This is a genomic window from Nocardia salmonicida (assembly GCF_036142455.1).
Classification (GTDB): Bacteria; Actinomycetota; Actinomycetes; order Mycobacteriales; family Mycobacteriaceae; genus Nocardia; species Nocardia salmonicida.
Genome location: NZ_CP108014.1, coordinates 4,862,622 through 4,877,543 on the forward strand (window position 1 = coordinate 4,862,622; position 14,922 = coordinate 4,877,543).

The 14,922-nt window shown below is 68.5% G+C and carries 16 protein-coding genes; 8 read left to right on the forward strand and 8 right to left on the reverse strand.

The genetic code is table 11. The features are described from left to right. Nucleotides 1-87: 87 nt before the first annotated feature. From OHS03_RS22820 to OHS03_RS22835, 4 genes are read left to right on the forward strand one after another with little or no spacing between them, the layout of a single operon-like run. Entirely contained in the window at nucleotides 88-1,020 is a 933-nt protein-coding gene (locus tag OHS03_RS22820) for an ABC transporter substrate-binding protein (RefSeq protein ID WP_328664362.1), read from the forward strand. Between the two features lie 28 nt (nucleotides 1,021-1,048). Continuing rightward, entirely contained in the window at nucleotides 1,049-2,197 is a 1,149-nt protein-coding gene (locus OHS03_RS22825) for an ABC transporter ATP-binding protein (RefSeq protein WP_328656906.1), read from the forward strand. Then, nucleotides 2,194-2,859, forward strand: coding sequence for an ABC transporter permease (locus OHS03_RS22830; protein ID WP_328656907.1), 666 nt, complete (start codon nucleotides 2,194-2,196; stop codon nucleotides 2,857-2,859). The genes OHS03_RS22825 and OHS03_RS22830 overlap by 4 nt, the downstream gene beginning before the upstream one ends. Beyond that, on the forward strand, nucleotides 2,856-3,563 hold the full coding sequence (locus OHS03_RS22835; RefSeq protein WP_328656909.1) for an ABC transporter permease: 708 nt from the start codon (nucleotides 2,856-2,858) through the stop codon (nucleotides 3,561-3,563). Before OHS03_RS22830 ends, OHS03_RS22835 begins: the two co-directional genes overlap by 4 nt. On the opposite strand, the gene OHS03_RS22840 is transcribed toward OHS03_RS22835, so the two are convergent. From OHS03_RS22840 to OHS03_RS22860, 5 genes are all read right to left on the reverse strand, one after another. Next, a complete protein-coding gene (locus tag OHS03_RS22840; RefSeq protein WP_328656911.1) occupies nucleotides 3,546-3,755 on the reverse strand; it encodes a hypothetical protein in 210 nt (69 codons plus the stop codon). The two genes, OHS03_RS22835 and OHS03_RS22840, sit on opposite strands and share 18 nt — an antisense overlap. Before the next feature lie 72 nt (nucleotides 3,756-3,827). Further along, nucleotides 3,828-5,048 carry an NAD(P)-dependent malic enzyme gene (locus OHS03_RS22845; protein ID WP_405148260.1) on the reverse strand — a complete coding sequence of 407 codons (1,221 nt, stop codon included), beginning with the start codon at nucleotides 5,046-5,048 and terminating at the stop codon, nucleotides 3,828-3,830. Nucleotides 5,049-5,452: 404 nt separating this feature from the next. Further along, complete coding sequence (locus OHS03_RS22850; RefSeq protein ID WP_328656913.1) at nucleotides 5,453-7,009, reverse strand: FAD-binding protein; 1,557 nt, start codon at nucleotides 7,007-7,009, stop codon at nucleotides 5,453-5,455. A 51-nt stretch (nucleotides 7,010-7,060) separates the two neighbouring features. After that, nucleotides 7,061-7,327, reverse strand: a complete 267-nt coding sequence (locus tag OHS03_RS22855) for a hypothetical protein (protein WP_056813337.1) — start codon at nucleotides 7,325-7,327, stop codon at nucleotides 7,061-7,063. Continuing rightward, nucleotides 7,324-8,178, reverse strand: coding sequence for a PHP domain-containing protein (locus OHS03_RS22860; RefSeq protein ID WP_328656914.1), 855 nt, complete (start codon nucleotides 8,176-8,178; stop codon nucleotides 7,324-7,326). The genes OHS03_RS22855 and OHS03_RS22860 overlap by 4 nt, the downstream gene beginning before the upstream one ends. Nucleotides 8,179-8,246: 68 nt before the next feature. On the opposite strand from OHS03_RS22860, the gene OHS03_RS22865 reads away from it, so the two are divergent. Beyond that, a complete protein-coding gene (locus OHS03_RS22865; RefSeq protein WP_405151802.1) occupies nucleotides 8,247-9,335 on the forward strand; it encodes a magnesium and cobalt transport protein CorA in 1,089 nt (362 codons plus the stop codon). On the opposite strand, the gene OHS03_RS22870 is transcribed toward OHS03_RS22865, so the two are convergent. The 3 genes from OHS03_RS22870 to OHS03_RS22880 form a co-directional block, all read right to left on the reverse strand. Continuing rightward, nucleotides 9,332-9,913, reverse strand: coding sequence for a suppressor of fused domain protein (locus OHS03_RS22870; RefSeq protein WP_062990577.1), 582 nt, complete (start codon nucleotides 9,911-9,913; stop codon nucleotides 9,332-9,334). The genes OHS03_RS22865 and OHS03_RS22870 overlap by 4 nt on opposite strands. A 4-nt stretch (nucleotides 9,914-9,917) precedes the next feature. Further along, nucleotides 9,918-10,412 (reverse strand): YflT domain-containing protein, encoded by a 495-nt coding sequence (locus OHS03_RS22875; RefSeq protein ID WP_056813349.1) that lies wholly within the window; start codon nucleotides 10,410-10,412, stop codon nucleotides 9,918-9,920. A gap of 89 nt (nucleotides 10,413-10,501) precedes the next feature. Further along, a complete protein-coding gene (locus tag OHS03_RS22880) occupies nucleotides 10,502-11,431 on the reverse strand; it encodes an HpcH/HpaI aldolase/citrate lyase family protein (protein ID WP_328664365.1) in 930 nt (309 codons plus the stop codon). Between the two features lie 52 nt (nucleotides 11,432-11,483). Here OHS03_RS22880 and OHS03_RS22885 point away from each other — a divergent pair, with 52 nt between their 5' ends. The 3 genes from OHS03_RS22885 (at nucleotide 11,484) to OHS03_RS22895 (ending at nucleotide 14,861) form a co-directional block, all read left to right on the forward strand. Then, complete coding sequence (locus tag OHS03_RS22885; RefSeq protein ID WP_082844121.1) at nucleotides 11,484-12,791, forward strand: magnesium transporter MgtE N-terminal domain-containing protein; 1,308 nt, start codon at nucleotides 11,484-11,486, stop codon at nucleotides 12,789-12,791. Further along, entirely contained in the window at nucleotides 12,788-13,378 is a 591-nt protein-coding gene (locus tag OHS03_RS22890; RefSeq protein ID WP_328656916.1) for a DUF1003 domain-containing protein, read from the forward strand. The genes OHS03_RS22885 and OHS03_RS22890 overlap by 4 nt, the downstream gene beginning before the upstream one ends. Nucleotides 13,379-13,559: 181 nt before the next feature. Beyond that, complete coding sequence (locus OHS03_RS22895; RefSeq protein WP_084504691.1) at nucleotides 13,560-14,861, forward strand: lytic transglycosylase domain-containing protein; 1,302 nt, start codon at nucleotides 13,560-13,562, stop codon at nucleotides 14,859-14,861. The last annotated feature ends 61 nt before the right edge of the window (nucleotides 14,862-14,922 follow it).

The following is a 14,922-nucleotide window of genomic DNA, read 5'->3' on the forward strand; positions in this document are numbered from 1 at the left end:
CTGCCCGCCTTTGCCGGAAGGACACCAGTGAAACCCGACTTCGCCTCCTCATCACCAGGACAACGTCGACCGGCACGCCGCCTCGCGATGCGGGCGGGCCGGGTACTGGTTGCCGCGGTGGCGCTCGCCGCCGCCATGATCGCCTCCGCCTGCGGCAACAGCGATCCGCTCGCAGCCAAGGGCGATTGCACGAGCGACGCGTTGATCATCGGGTCGGCCAACTTCCCCGAGTCCGAGACCGTCGCCAACATCTACACCGAAGTGCTGCGGATCAACGGTTTCAAGGTCGACACCAAGTTCGACATCGGCTCGCGCGAGGCCTACATCCCCGCACTGCGCCAGTGCGCGATCTCGCTGATCCCGGAATACACCGGCAACCTGCTGCAATACCTCGACAAAGACGCCACGGCCACCGCCGCCCCCGAGGTGAACGCCGCACTCGCCAAGGCGCTCGGCGACGATCTCGCCATCGCGACACCCGCCCCCGGCGAGGATTCCGACGCGGTGGTGGTCACCCGCGCGACGGCCGACAAGTGGAACTTGAAGTCCATCGCCGATCTCGCGCCGCACTCGGCCGAGGTGAAGTTCGGTGGGATGGCCGAATTCGCGCAGCGTCCGGGTGGATTGCCGGGTCTGGAGAAGAACTACGGCCTCGATATCACCGACGCCAATTTCGTGCCGATCGCCGACGGCGGCGGCCCCGCGACGGTGCGCGCGCTGGTCGACGGCCAGGTGAGTGCGGCCGACATCTTCACCACCTCACCGGCGATCGCGCAGAACAACCTGGTGGTACTCGCCGATCCGAAGCACAATTTCGCCGCCCAGAACGTGGTGCCGCTGTTCAATTCCGCGAAGAAGACCGATAAGGCCGTCGCCGTGCTCGACGCGGTATCGGCCAAACTGACCACCACCGAGCTGATCTCGCTGAACACGGCCGTCTCGGGCGAGAGCAAGATCGAACCGAAGGCCGCCGCGCTCGCCTGGATCACCGCGCAGGGGCTGAACTCCCCTATCGGCTAGGCGGACCGGCGCCTCGAGGAGATATTCATTGTCCGACATCGAATTCCGCGGTATCGACAAGACCTATCCGAACGGCACACACGCGGTGCGCGACCTGAACCTGCACATCGACTCGGGATCGTTCACCGTGTTCGTCGGGCCGTCCGGCTGCGGCAAGACCACTTCGATGCGCATGATCAATCGGATGGTCGACCCCACCGCGGGCGCCATCACCATCGACGGCCGCGATATCGCGACGGTCGATCCGGTGAAACTGCGCCTCGGTATCGGCTACGTGATCCAGAGCGGCGGGCTGCTGCCCAACCGCAAGGTGGTCGACAATGTGGCGACCGTGCCGATCCTGCTCGGGCAGTCACGCAAGACAGCCCGCGCCGCCGCGCTCGAGGTGATGGACCGGGTAGGGCTGGATCGCGATCTGGCCGAACGGTATCCGGCGCAACTCTCGGGTGGTCAGCAGCAGCGGGTCGGGGTGGCGCGCGCGCTGGCCGCGGACCCACCGGTGCTGTTGATGGACGAGCCGTTCAGCGCGGTCGACCCGGTGGTGCGGGCGGAATTGCAATCGGAGATGCAACGGTTGCAGTCCGCGTTGCACAAGACGATCGTGTTCGTCACCCACGATATCGACGAGGCGATCACCCTCGGCGACAAGATCGCGGTGTTCGGGCGGGGCGGCGTGCTCCAGCAGTTCGACACTCCCGAGCGCGTCTTGGCGCAGCCCGCAACGGATTTCGTAGCGGGATTCGTCGGGAGGGATCGCGGCTATCGGGGGCTGTCGTTCCGTAGCGCCGAAGCTGTTGCGCTGGCGCCGATTCGGACGATCCAACCGGACGACATCGCCGGATTGCGGCTCGCCCGAGGCGAATGGGCACTGGTCGTGGATGCCCTCGGCAAACCGGGCGGCTGGATCGACGTCACCGGCATGGAGCGGGTGCGTGCCGGAAAACCCTTGGACTCGAGCGTTTCCGCCGGTGGCTCGTTGTTCACCCCGGACGGCGACCTTCGTCAGGCTTTGGACGCGGCCATCTCCTCGCCCTCCGGCATCGGCGTCGCCGTAGACGAGGCGGGTGCGGTGCGCGGCGGACTGCTCGCCGCCGATGTGCTGACCCAACTCGCCGAACAGCGGAAAGCCGAAGACTCCGAACGCAATCAGGAGTTCTTCACCCAGGGCACGTCGTGAGATATCTGATCGACAACTTCGCCGAAGTCATGGCGATCACCCGCACCCACCTGGTGCTGGCACTGATCCCACTGCTGCTCGGCCTGGTGATCGCGGTGCCGGTCGGCGCGCTGGTGCGCGCGAACCGCTGGGCCCGCCGGATCAGCACCACGATGTCGAGCCTGGCCTACACCATTCCCTCGCTCGCGTTGTTCGTGATCATTCCGCCGCTGATCGGCATCTCGATGATCGACCCGCTCAATGTGATCATCGCGCTCACCGTGTACTCGACCGCGCTGCTGCTGATCGCGGTGCCGATGGCGCTGGACACGGTGCCCGACAGCGTGGTCGATGCCGCCGACGCGATCGGCTTCGGCCGGTTGCGACGCACCCTCACCGTCGATATGCCGTTGGCGCTCCCGGTTTTCACCGCCTCGTTGCGCGTGGTGGTGGTCACCAACATCGCCATGGTGTCGGTCGGTGCGCTGATCGGCGTAGGCGGGCTCGGGAAGCTGTTCACCCAGGGCTATCAGCGTGACTACCCCGACCAGATCATCGCGGGCATCATCGTCACCCTGGTGCTGGCACTGATCTTCGACCGGCTGGTATTCCTGCTCGGCACCCTCGCTACCCCGTGGACTCGCGCCGACGCGCGCGTGCCCCGGAAAGGTGCGCGCGCGTGAACCTGTTCGTCGAGGCCTGGAACTATGTGAGCGACGGCACCAACTGGGGTGGGCCCACCGGCATCGAACATCGCCTGCTGCAACATCTGTGGTACAGCTTCCTGACGGTGGCATTGTCGGCGGTGATCGCGGTGCCGCTCGGGCTGGTGATCGGGCATACGCGCCGCGGCAGTGCGGTGATGGTCGGCTTCGCCAATGCCATGCGGGCGCTGCCGACGCTGGGTCTGCTCACCTTTCTGGTGCTCGGCCTCGGGCTCGGGCTGATCCCGCCGCTGCTGGCGCTGATCACCGTCGGCATCCCGCCGCTGCTGGCGGGGGCGTACGCGGGGATCGCGAATGTGCCCGCCGATGTGGTCGACGCCTCGCGAGCGATGGGGATGACCGAGAGCCAGATCCTGTTTCGGGTCGAGGTGCCCAATGCGATGCCGGTGATGCTCGGCGGTTTGCGCAACGCCACCTTGCAAGTCGTCGCCACGGCGACCATCGCGGCCTACGTCAACCTCGGCGGGCTCGGCCGCTACATCTTCGACGGGATCGGGCTCTATCGCTACGACCTGGTGCTGGTCGGTGCGCTGTTGGTCGCCGTGCTCGCGCTCGTGCTCGACGGGCTGCTGGCGGTGGCGGTGTGGGCGAGCGTGCCGGGCACCGGTCGGCTCACGCGCACCTCGGCGGACCTCACCCGTATCTCAGTCGTCACCGAGTAGCGCCCGCAGGTGCGGGTCGTCGGCCAGCACCGCCTGTATCCTGGCGCGTTCCCTGGCCCGCTGGGCGTTGGCGTGAATCCACTCCTGCGCCGCCTGCACCATCGCCACATTCACCGAAATGCCCGCAGCCGTCGCGGCGGCGGCGAGCTGCTCGGCGACGTCATCGGGAAGCTGCACGGTGATGGTGGTCATCGTTGGATGATCCCAGATAACGCGACAGCGCCCCCGTTCCGGTGGGAACGGGGGCGCTGCGTCAGCAAAAAACTAGGCGACGCCCTCGGCGCGCGCGGCTTCCGCGACGGCCTCGGCCACCGCCGGAGCCACGCGCGGATCGAGCGGGCTCGGGATGATCTTGTCGACGGCGAGCTCGTCGGCCACGACACCGAAGATGGCGTTCGCGGCGGCGACCTTCATGCCCTCGGTGATGCGGCGGGCGCCGGCATCGAGCGCACCCTTGAACACGCCGGGGAAGGCGAGCACATTGTTGATCTGGTTCGGGAAGTCGCTGCGGCCCGTCGCGACGATCGCCACGTACTTGGCGGCCACGTCGGGGTGGATCTCCGGGTCCGGGTTGGACATGGCGAACACGATCGCCTCCGGCGCCATCGAGGCGATGAGCTCCTCGGGGATCGTGCCCGCGGACAGGCCGAGGAACACATCGGCACCGGCCAGCGCGTCGGCGGCGCCACCGGTCAGGCCGCGCGGATTGGAGCGGGCGGCCAGGTCTGCCTTCACACCGTTGAGACCGTCGCGACCGGCGCTGACGATGCCCTTCGAGTCGAGCACGACCACATCGGGGACACCCGCCGCGATCAGGATGTTCGCGCAGGCCACACCGGCCGCGCCCGCACCGGAGACGACGACCTTCAGGCCCGACATGTCACGGCCCTGCACCGCGGCCGCGCCCTTGAGGGCGGCCAGCACCACGATGGCGGTGCCGTGCTGGTCGTCGTGCATGACCGGGCAGTCCAGCGCCTCGATGACGCGGCGCTCGATCTCGAAGCAGCGCGGGGCGGAGATGTCTTCCAGGTTCACCGCGCCGAAGCTCGGACGAAGGTGGATCAGCGTCTGGACGATCTCGTCGGGGTCGGTGGTGTCGAGCACGAGCGGAATCGAGTTCAGACCGGCGAACTTCTTGAACAGCGCGGCCTTGCCCTCCATCACGGGCAGCGAGGCGCGCGGGCCGATGTCGCCGAGGCCGAGCACGGCGGTGCCGTCGCTGACCACGACCACGAGACGGTCGGTCCAGGTGTAGCGCTTGGTGAGGGCGGGATCCTCGGCGATGGCACGGCTGACCTGGGCGACACCGGGGGTGTAGGCGATGGACAGATCGCGCTGGGTCTCGAGGGGCGCGGCCAGCTCGACCGACAGCTTGCCGCCGAGGTGGCCCGCGAAGATCTCGTCGTTGGTGATGGCAGCGAGGCTCGCTGCGTCATCGGCCTTGGGCGCCGCGGTGGCATTCGGTGCGTCAGTCACAGGTGACACGATTTCACTCCTGCTCGAGTCGGGCTCAACCGGGGGACGGTTACCGCCGGGTATATCGGAAACGGATTACTGGGGCGCTGGATCGCTACAACGCTCATCGAGTGCGCGACCGCACGCGTTTCGCGGTGGCAACCGGACGCATGGCGCGGCACTGATCCGCCGAGCGGAACCGAACGGGTGCGTCCGGGCGAGCAAAACGGGTCGACCAACGCTGCGACGGTGCGTCGCACGGCGGAAGGTCACCGATGTCCCCGAACCCGGCGGTGGCAAGGGTAGGGAATCCGCAACATTCTGCCAGCATGGTGCCTCGATTGCCAAACCGCGTCATGTGTCGAGCGTAGCCGTGTCGAATTGCCGTGGCGTAAGCGAAAACTCGCAGCGCAGCGGGAACATCCGGTGAACTCTCACACCGCGGCGGGGGTGGCCGCGGTGAGCTCGCCGCCGAGTGGCTCCGGCCATTCCTCGCGGCGCACCCACACCTCGTCGAGCCCACCACAACGCAGCCGGACCAGCCAATCCGAGCGGGCGTCGGGGTGGTCGATGCGCTGGTGGATGCCGCGGCTCTCGGTGCGTACGAGCGCGCTGTAGCCGGCCCACCGGGCCACGGCGAGCAGGGCGGCCGCCTGGCGGGCCCGCAGCTGCCCGATGCCGAGACCGCCGAGATCGAACTGGGCGCCGGGCCACATGGCGTCCAGTTCGGCGATGCTGTCGGCGAGGCTGCCCGCGCTGCGTCGGTAGCTGCGGCGCAGCGGCAGCGTGTGTTCCTGCACCAGGCCGACCACCGAACGCGGATCGATGTGGGCGTGGGGGCCCAGGCCTGCGCCGGGCACGGGGCGCGCGCTGCTCGCCCGCTCGTTGGCGAACGCGAACGCGGCGGCACCCTGACCCGCCCAGCTGCCAGAGGCCAGCGCCCACGCACCATTGAGGCCGCCGGTGGCGCCCGCCGCTCCGGTGACCACCTGTCGGCCCGTCACATCGCCCGCACCGAACAGGCCGCGGATCGTCGTCGAGCAATCGGTGTCGGCGAGGGCCAGTCCCGCCGCGCCGCGAATGGTGCCCTCCAGCACCGCTCGCACGGGAACCCGACCCGTGGCATCGATCGCGCCGTGCCTGCTCAGCCAGTGCCGAACGGTGTCGGGCACCTCGCTCAGGGCGGCGAAGACCCGCCTGCCCTCCGCGATGGCGGTGAGTGCCGCCGGATACCGGTCGGGCAGTTCGGCGCCCGACTCGTCGTAGAGGGCCGCGAAATGCACCGAAAGACCGGGCGCGACCGCCGGATGCGGATGTACTCGCGACAGCACCGGCGCCAGCCCGTAGGCACTGGAGAATTCCATCCCGCACAGTTCGGCGCCTGCCTCGGCCGCCATCAGCAAGCCCTCGCCGGTGCTCACGTCGGTGCCCGCGCCGCCGGACAGGAAGGCGCAGCCGCCGGTGGCGACCACGACCGCGCCTGCCCTGATGGTCCACGGCCGAAACTTGTTGTGACGCTGGACCCCCGCGGCGCCGACCACGGTGCCCGCCGGATCGACCAGCAGTTGCAGCGCCGGATGATGGTCGAGGATGCGCACGCCCGCCTCCAGCGCGCCGCGTCGAAGGCGGCGCAGGTAGCTCGCGCCGTCGAAGTGCACGTGCGCCGGGTCGCCGTTCGGGTCGGGGACGCGGTGGCGGGTGCCCGACCAGGACTGCAATCGCCGGTGGGTCTCCTCGACGACGCGGTGCAGCCAGGCCCGATCGCCGAGCCCGCCGCCCGCCACGAACGCCTTGTCGACCGCGTCGGCGCGGCCGGGACCGGGCGGGATCGCCCAGAGCACGGTGGTGCCGTACACGGTGGGCCCGCTGGAACCGCAGCGGCTCTTGTCGACCAGCACCACCCGCGCGCCCGTCGCCGCGGCCGAGACGGCGGCCCAGAGCCCGGCGGGGCCGCCGCCGAGTACCAAGACATCCGTTTCGATACTGGTCACAAAGAGAAATATTCGGGCACAGTTCACCCGTCCGCAACCATTACGCGGCCGTCAACCCCACCATTGTGTCCAAAGCAATACACCAGCCGTGACCAAGACCGTCACGGCTCCGAACAGTGCCGACATCCCGCGCCGCCGATCGGCGAAGACCTGCGCCACGACCACCACCGCCGCGGCCACGAAGTGCCAAGCCAGTGATTCGGCGCCAGGTCCGGGAAAGTCGCGGCGCGAGCCGATCACCGCCGCGCCCACCACCACACACAACAGGACGAGCACTCCACCGGCGACGACGCCGCTGAAGCCGCGCACCAGCGTCACGGGGCGATCACCGGCGTCCCGCTCGCCTTGTCGATGAGCGCTTCGTACTGGTCGGGATCGGTGGCACACGCGCCGATCCGGATGGTCTTGTTGCTGCCGTGATAGTCCGACGAGCCGGTGCGAACCAAGCCGAGTTCCCGCGAAAGTTCGGTCAGCACAACACGATCGGCGTCGTTGTGATCCGGGTGGTCGATCTCGAGCCCGCCGAGGCCGAGCCCGGCCAGCTCCCTGATCTCGTCGAGCGCCAGCAGTCTGCCCCGCGTGCGCGCCCTGGCATGGGCGATCACGCTGACCCCACCCGCGGCCGCGATCAACTGCACCGCCCTGGTCAGCGGGGTGTCGGCCTTCTCGGCGTAGTACGGCCCGTGCGGGGCGAGGAGATCGATGAACGCGGCGTTCACGCTCTCGACTACCCCGGCCGCGACCAGCGCCTGCGCCAGATGCGGCCTGCCGACGGCAGGACCGGCGCTCGCCATCACCGCGTCGGGATCGATCGGCAGCCCGTCGGCCGCCATCTTGTCGGCCATCGCCCGCACCCTGGCCACCCGTTCGCCGCGCAACCGCTCGCGTTCGGCGGCGAAACCGCGGTCGGTGGGGTCGAACAGATACGCCAGCAGATGCACCGGCACCGGGTAGCCGTCCTCGCCCATGCCCGTGCACGACATCTCCATGCCACGCACCAGGGTGAGTCCCGGTGGGCGGGCGGCCTCGGCCTCGGCCCAGCCGCCGGTGGTGTCGTGGTCGGTGATCGCGACAACGTCGAGACCGGCCGCCGCGGCATGACGCACCAGTTCGGCTGGGGTGTCGGTGCCGTCGGAGGCGGTGGAATGGGTATGCAGATCGATGCGCACACCCTCAGTCTTACAGTGCGGTCTCGGGTACCGCGCGTTCGAAGGTCCGCACGGTCGGTGACCGTAGGATCGGCTCGGTGCCCTCCTTTCCGCCGATGCCGTCGTTCCACGGGCCGAATCGCGCGACGAAGACGCCGCGACCACAGGTCCCCGTCCCGACGGCGCGAGCGATCGTCGACTGCGGGGTCTACGTCGACGGCGAGCGGCAGCCGGGACATTTCACCCCACAGCAGGCGCTGACGGCGGCGGAGAAGACCGAATCGGGATTCGTCTGGATCGGCCTGCACGACCCGGACGACCGGCAGATGAACGACATCGCCTCGATCTTCGACCTGCATCCGCTGGCGGTGGAGGACGCGGTGCAGGGCCGTCAACGCCCCAAGCTCGAGCGCTACGGTGACACGCTGTTCCTGGTGATGACCACGGTCAGCTACGTCGACCACGAGATCGACTCGACCAGCGAGATCGTGGAGACCGGCGACATCATGGTCTTCACCGGACCACGCTTCGCCATCACGGTGCGTCACGGCGAACACACCCACCTGTCCAACGTGCGTCACGAGCTGGAAAAGCAGCCCGAACAGCTGAAATACGGACCGACCGCGGTATTGCACGCCGTCGCCGACCACATTGTGGACACCTACGTCGATGTCACCGAATCCGTCGGCATCGATATCGACGAGATGGAAGAGGCGGTGTTCACGCCCGCCTCGAAGATCGGAATCGGGTCGATCTACCAGCTCAAACGCGAAGTGGTGGAGCTGCGAAGGGCGGTGGCGCCGCTGGCGGTTCCACTGGAGCGGCTGGTGAACAACACCGAACTACCGGTGCCAACGGAGATCCGTCGCTATCTGCGCGACGTCGCCGACCACCAGGTCACCGTCTCCGATCACATCAGCTATTTCGACGAAGCGCTCAGCGGCTTGGTCAATGCCGCGCTGGCCAAGATCAGCGTTCAGCAGAACACCGACATGCGCAAGATCTCGGCCTATGCCGCGATGGCGGCCGTGCCGACCCTGATCGCGGGCGTGTACGGCATGAACTTCGACCACATGTGGCTCCTGCACCAATGGTGGGGGTATCCCTCGACCTTGGTGCTCATGGCCGTGATCTGCGCGTGGCTGTTCCGCAGCTTCCGCCGCAACGGGTGGCTCTAGAGATTCACCGCGCCACGCTCGGGATCACGCACGTCGATGCCCGCCTCCGCCCAGGCGTCACGCAGTGCCTGGGCGCCGCGGACCCGCACCCAGGCGGCCTCGGTCGCGGTCACCGGGGTGACGCTGAGATAGCGCACCGGGTCGGCGGGGTCGGGCAGCCCGACCGCGGGAATGTCGCTCTCGCCGAGCACGACCGCGGTGAACTTCGCGTTGCGCCACAGCGGTTCCCCGAGATCTAGGAGCGCGTCGGCTTGCAGCACAACGCCTTCCACCGACGGCGAGGCGACCAGGACACCGAGGGATTTGACCACCCCGACCTGCGGGTCCGCGCTCATCAACAGCGTCAGGATCAGTTCGGCGCGCGGTCCGCGCACCGGGTCGGCCAGCAGATCGGTCGGATCACCCATCGGATGACGCGAACCGCCCACTGTCGCGTAGTGGACCGCGCCGTCGCCCGGAATACGCAGGATCTCGACAGGTTCGAGCCCGAGGAAGGTGACCGACGCCGAATCGACCTGCGCGCGTTCGACCTCGAAGTGATCCAGCACCGCGGCGCGGACCGTGTTCTCTACATCCATTGCGCTACAGGGCCAATCGGGCCAGCATGTCGCGGGCTTGTTCGGCGGACTTCGGATCACACAGCACGTCGTACCGCCCCGCGACCAACTGCATGGTCGAGGCGAAATCGCGCTGCCCCTTGGTGGCCGCGTACGGGATCGAGGTGGTGATGACGCCGAAGACGATGCCGCCGAGCAGACCGACCACGAGCGGTCCGAGCGCTCCGCCGGTGGTGGTGAACAGGCTCAGCAGCAGACCGAGGAACAGGCCGAGCCACGCGCCCGACACCACGCCGCCGCCGATGACCTTGCCCCACGTGAGCCGATAGAGCACGCGCTCCACCTGCATCAGATCGACACCGACGATGGTCACGTCCTGCACCGGGAACTGCCCGTCGGCCAGGTAGTCGACCGCACGCTGCGCCTCGGCGTAGGTGGGATAGGAGCCGACCGGCCAGCCCGACGGCGGCGTCGGCAACGCCTGCCGCCCGCGATTCGAGTTGCCCAAGGGATTCGTCATAGTCCTATTCTGCTATTCCTGGACCGGCTGCGCCGCAGTGAAACGCGTCATTCCCGCAGCGCGGCCCTTGTCGGCGATGACCTGTGGGATCAGACGTCAGTCCTTGTCATTCCCGCAGCGCGGCCCTTGTCGGCGATAACCTGTGCCATTTTGGCGCTGGCCTCGTCGATCATCTCATCTCCCAACATGACAGCGCCACGCGCGCCGCCCGCCTCGGAGGTGTGGAAGGCGTAGGTCTCCAAGATCAACTCGGCGCGGTCGTAGTCGGCCTGACGTGGGCTGAAGATCTCGTTGGCCGCGTCCACCTGGCCGGGATGCAGCACCCACTTGCCGTCGAAACCCAGTGCGGCCGTACGGCCCGCGGCCAGGCGGAAACCGTCGACATCGCGAACCTGCAGGTAGGGGCCATCGATCGCCTGTAGGCCGTGGGCTCGGGCGGCGAGCAGGATCGTCATCAGAATGTGGTGATAGGCGTCGCCGATGTCGTAGCCCTCCGGCTGCTCGCCGACCACCAGCGTGCGCATATTGATGCTGGCCATGAAATCGGCGGGCCCGAACACCAGTGTCTGCACGCGCGGGCTCGCGGTGGCGATCGCATCGATATTGCGCAGGCCGAGCGCGTTCTCGATCTGCGGTTCGATGCCGATCCGCCCGACCTCGAGGCCGCTGGCCTTCTCCAGCTGGGTCAGCAGCAGGTCGAGGGCTTGCACCTGACCCGCGTCGGTGACCTTGGGGAGCAGGATCGCGTCGATCCAACTGCCCGCGCCCTCGACCACGCTGATCACATCGGCGAAGGTCCATTCGGTCGACCAGTCGTTGACCCGTACCACCCGCAGCTGCGAACCCCAGCCGGGTTCGTTGAGCGCGGCGACGATGTTGGCCCGCGCGGCGGCCTTGGCGCCGGGGGCGACCGCGTCCTCCAGATCGAGGAAAACCTCGTCCACCGGCAGAGTCTTCGCCTTGGCGATCATCTTCGGGTTGCTTCCCGGCACCGCGAGTACCGACCGACGTGGCTTCATGAGGAGCGCCTCCTGGTTCGAGCGGCCGTACTCGACCGATAGCCTGATGGTCATGGCAACCACCAGGGTGTACGTCGCCCGGCTCGCCGGCCTGACGGTGCTGGGTCCGGACGGGGAGTCTATCGGCCGGGTCCGCGACGTGGTCGTCGCCGTCCGGAACGGGCGCCAGCCGCCACATGTCCACGGGCTCGTCGTCGAATTGCTCACCCGGCGAAGAATTTTCGTGCCGATACTGCGGGTGACCGCGATCGAACCCGGCATGGTCACGCTCAATACCGGAACCGTGAGCCTGCGCCGTTTCGCACCGCGAGCAGGCGAACTCCTCGCCATGGCGCAGATCGTCGATTCGCAGGTACGGGTGAACGACCCGGATCTGCCGGATCTGGCCGATGTCGACGTGCTGGTCGCCGATCTGGGCATCGAACAGACCAGGACCAGGGATTGGATCGTCAGCCGGGTCGCGGTGCGCGGCCACCGGCGGATCGGGCGCAGGCGCGCGGTGCACGTCGTGGAGTGGTCACAGGTCGACGGGCTCACCCCCGCCGAGGTGGACCGGCCCGGCCAGGACGTGACCACCCTGCTCACCCAGTTCGAGGGACTGCGCGCGGCAGATGTCGCGCACCGGCTGCGTGAACTGCCGGAGAAACGTCGCATCGAGGTGGCGATCGCCCTCGACGACGAACGCCTCGCCGATGTGGTCCAGGAACTGCCCGACGACGACCAGGTCGACTTGCTCAGCCATCTCGAGGTGCGCCGTGCCGCCGACGTGCTCGAGGCGATGGACCCCGACGACGCCGCCGACCTACTCGGCGAGCTGCCCGAGAGCGAAGCCGAATCACTGCTGGCCCTGATGGACCCCGAGGAATCCGAGCCGGTGCGCCGATTGCTCGCGCACTCCCCCGACACCGCGGGCGGTCTGATGACGCCGAAGCCGATCGTGCTCGGGCCCGCGACGACCGTCGCCGAAGCGCTGGCCCGCGTCCGCGACCCCGACCTCACACCGGCGCTGGCCTCGATGGCCTTCGTCGTGCGACCGCCGACCGCTACGCCGACCGGTCGCTACCTGGGCTGCGTGCACATTCAGCGGTTGCTGCGGGAACCGCCCGCGCATCTGGTGGGCGGCATCCTCGACAGTGATCTGGCGCCGCTGACGCCCGATCTGCCGCTCTCGGCGGTGACCCGCTATTTCGCCACCTACAACCTGGTGTGCGGGCCGGTGGTCGACGCGGAGAACCATCTGCTCGGCGCGGTGACCGTCGACGATGTCCTCGATCATCTGCTGCCAGAGGATTGGCGGGAAGAGGAACCACCGGCGCTCGCCCAGGTCGAGACGAGTCCGGCGAACAGGAGCACGGCGTGAGTGAGAAGAATCCGGCCAGGCAACGACTGGAGACCCCGGTCGGGTCGCGGTTCAGTTTCGACTGGGATTCCGACGCGTTCGCCCGCTCCAGCGAGCGGGTGGCGCGGTTCCTCGGCACCGGGCGCTATCTGGCGATCCAGACGGTGATCGTCATCGTGTGGATCCTGCTCAATGTGTTCGCGGTGGCGCTGCGCTGGGATCCGTACCCGTTCATCCTGCTCAATCTGGCCTTCTCCACCCAGGCCGCCTACGCGGCGCCGCTGATCCTGCTGGCGCAGAACCGCCAGGACAACAGGGACAAGGTCTCCCTCGACGAGGACCGGACCAGGGCCGCGCAGACCAAGGCCGATACCGAGTTCCTCGCCCGTGAGCTCGCCTCGCTGCGCCTCGCGGTCGGCGAGGTCGCCACCCGCGACTATCTGCGTCGCGAACTCGAGGAGATCAAAGGCGTCCTCGACCGCATCGATGCGGTCACCACGCCCGACGGCGCGCCGAAGACGGACAAAAAGCGGAAAGCGGTCCGCAAGAAAACCTCCGGTCAAACGCCCTCTTCCGCCCCGATTTCGCCAGGCGCTCCAGACGTATGACCGGAAATGCTCAACAACTTCCTGACCGGTAGGTAACCTGGATCACGTTGTTCCGGGCGGGCCGGAGGGGGACTCTGCGGCGCCGCTGCTTTTCGACGAAAAGGGTGTGGCCGTGCGAATCTCTGCTCCGATAACGATGTCGGCCCTTGTAGTCGCAGGTCTCGTCGCCTCTGGATCGGGCGTGCACACCAGCGACCCGAGTACCGCGCCTACCGCGCCGGAGGCCCTGTTGGCCGCCAGCGCGAGCACCGCCGATGACACGCCCGAAACCGATCCGTCCGAGATCGTCGGCCTGTTGCCGATCGCGCAGGAGGCGCCGCGCAGGCTGCGGGCCCTCTCGCCGAGCGCCAACAGCGCCGCACCCTTCGCGGGAACCGTCCCGCTGCAAAGCATCTCGCTACCCACCGGCAGCGGCGCACTCGGCATCCCGGAGATCGTGCTGGCCGCCTACCGCAATGCCGAGTTGGCCATGGAAACCGCGCAGCCGGGGTGCGGACTCACCTGGAACCTGCTCGCCGGCATCGGCCGGATCGAATCCGGGCACGCCAGCAGCGGCCGCACCGACCCCGCCGGTACGACGACGACGCCGATCTTCGGGCCCGCGCTCGACGGCACGTTGCCGGGCAACGAGGTCATCAAGGAAGCCGACGGCGGTTTCGTGCGCGCCCTCGGTCCCATGCAGTTCCTGCCGAGCACCTGGGCGCACTACGCCGCCGACGGCAACGGCGACGGCGCCGCGGACCCGCACAATGTCTTCGACGCCGCGCTGGCCGCGGGCAAATACCTCTGCTCGGGCGGCCTGAACCTGCGCGAGGCCGCCCAGGAACTGCGAGCGGTGCTGCGCTACAACAACTCCATGTCCTACGCGGCCAACGTGCTGAGCTGGTCGGCGGCGTATCGGACGGGTGGCGCACCGAGCCAGGTGGCTATCTCGCCGGAGATCATCCCGCCGGGCAGTGCCCCGCTGGTGGCCCCCAATGTGCTGGCCGCCTCGACCAACACACCCACCCCCACCACCACGCCGAAGCCGACCACGCCGAAGGTCACCACACCGACCCAGGTGATGATCACGCTGCCCGGCCTGCCGCCGATCCCGTGTGGCATCTTCTGCCCGGCACCGGTAGCGCCGCCCGAAACCTGTGTGAGCGAGCCGCTGCCCGCGCAGATGCCGAACCCGCTCGAACCCGAGCAGAAGCCCGCCGACAAGCCCGCCGAGCAGACCTACGGCGCTGCGGCGCCGAAGGACCCGGCCGAGCCGGAGCAGCCGGTCGTCGAGCCCGCCGCGTGCACCCCGGCCGCCGCCGAGCCCACCGAGAAGCCGGCCCCCGCCACGCCGGAGAAGACACCGGAACCAGGTGTCGCGCCCGCCGAGGAACCGGCGCCCGCCGAGCCCGCGCCGGTGGCGCCGACCCAGCAACCAGGCATCACGCTGCCGTTCGGCATCGTCATCCCGCTGCCGCCCGCCCCCGCACCGGCCCCGTAGAAATCAAACCGAAACTCAGATCACAAGGGAGTAACAAAAAGGTCTCGGGTGCGGTAACCTC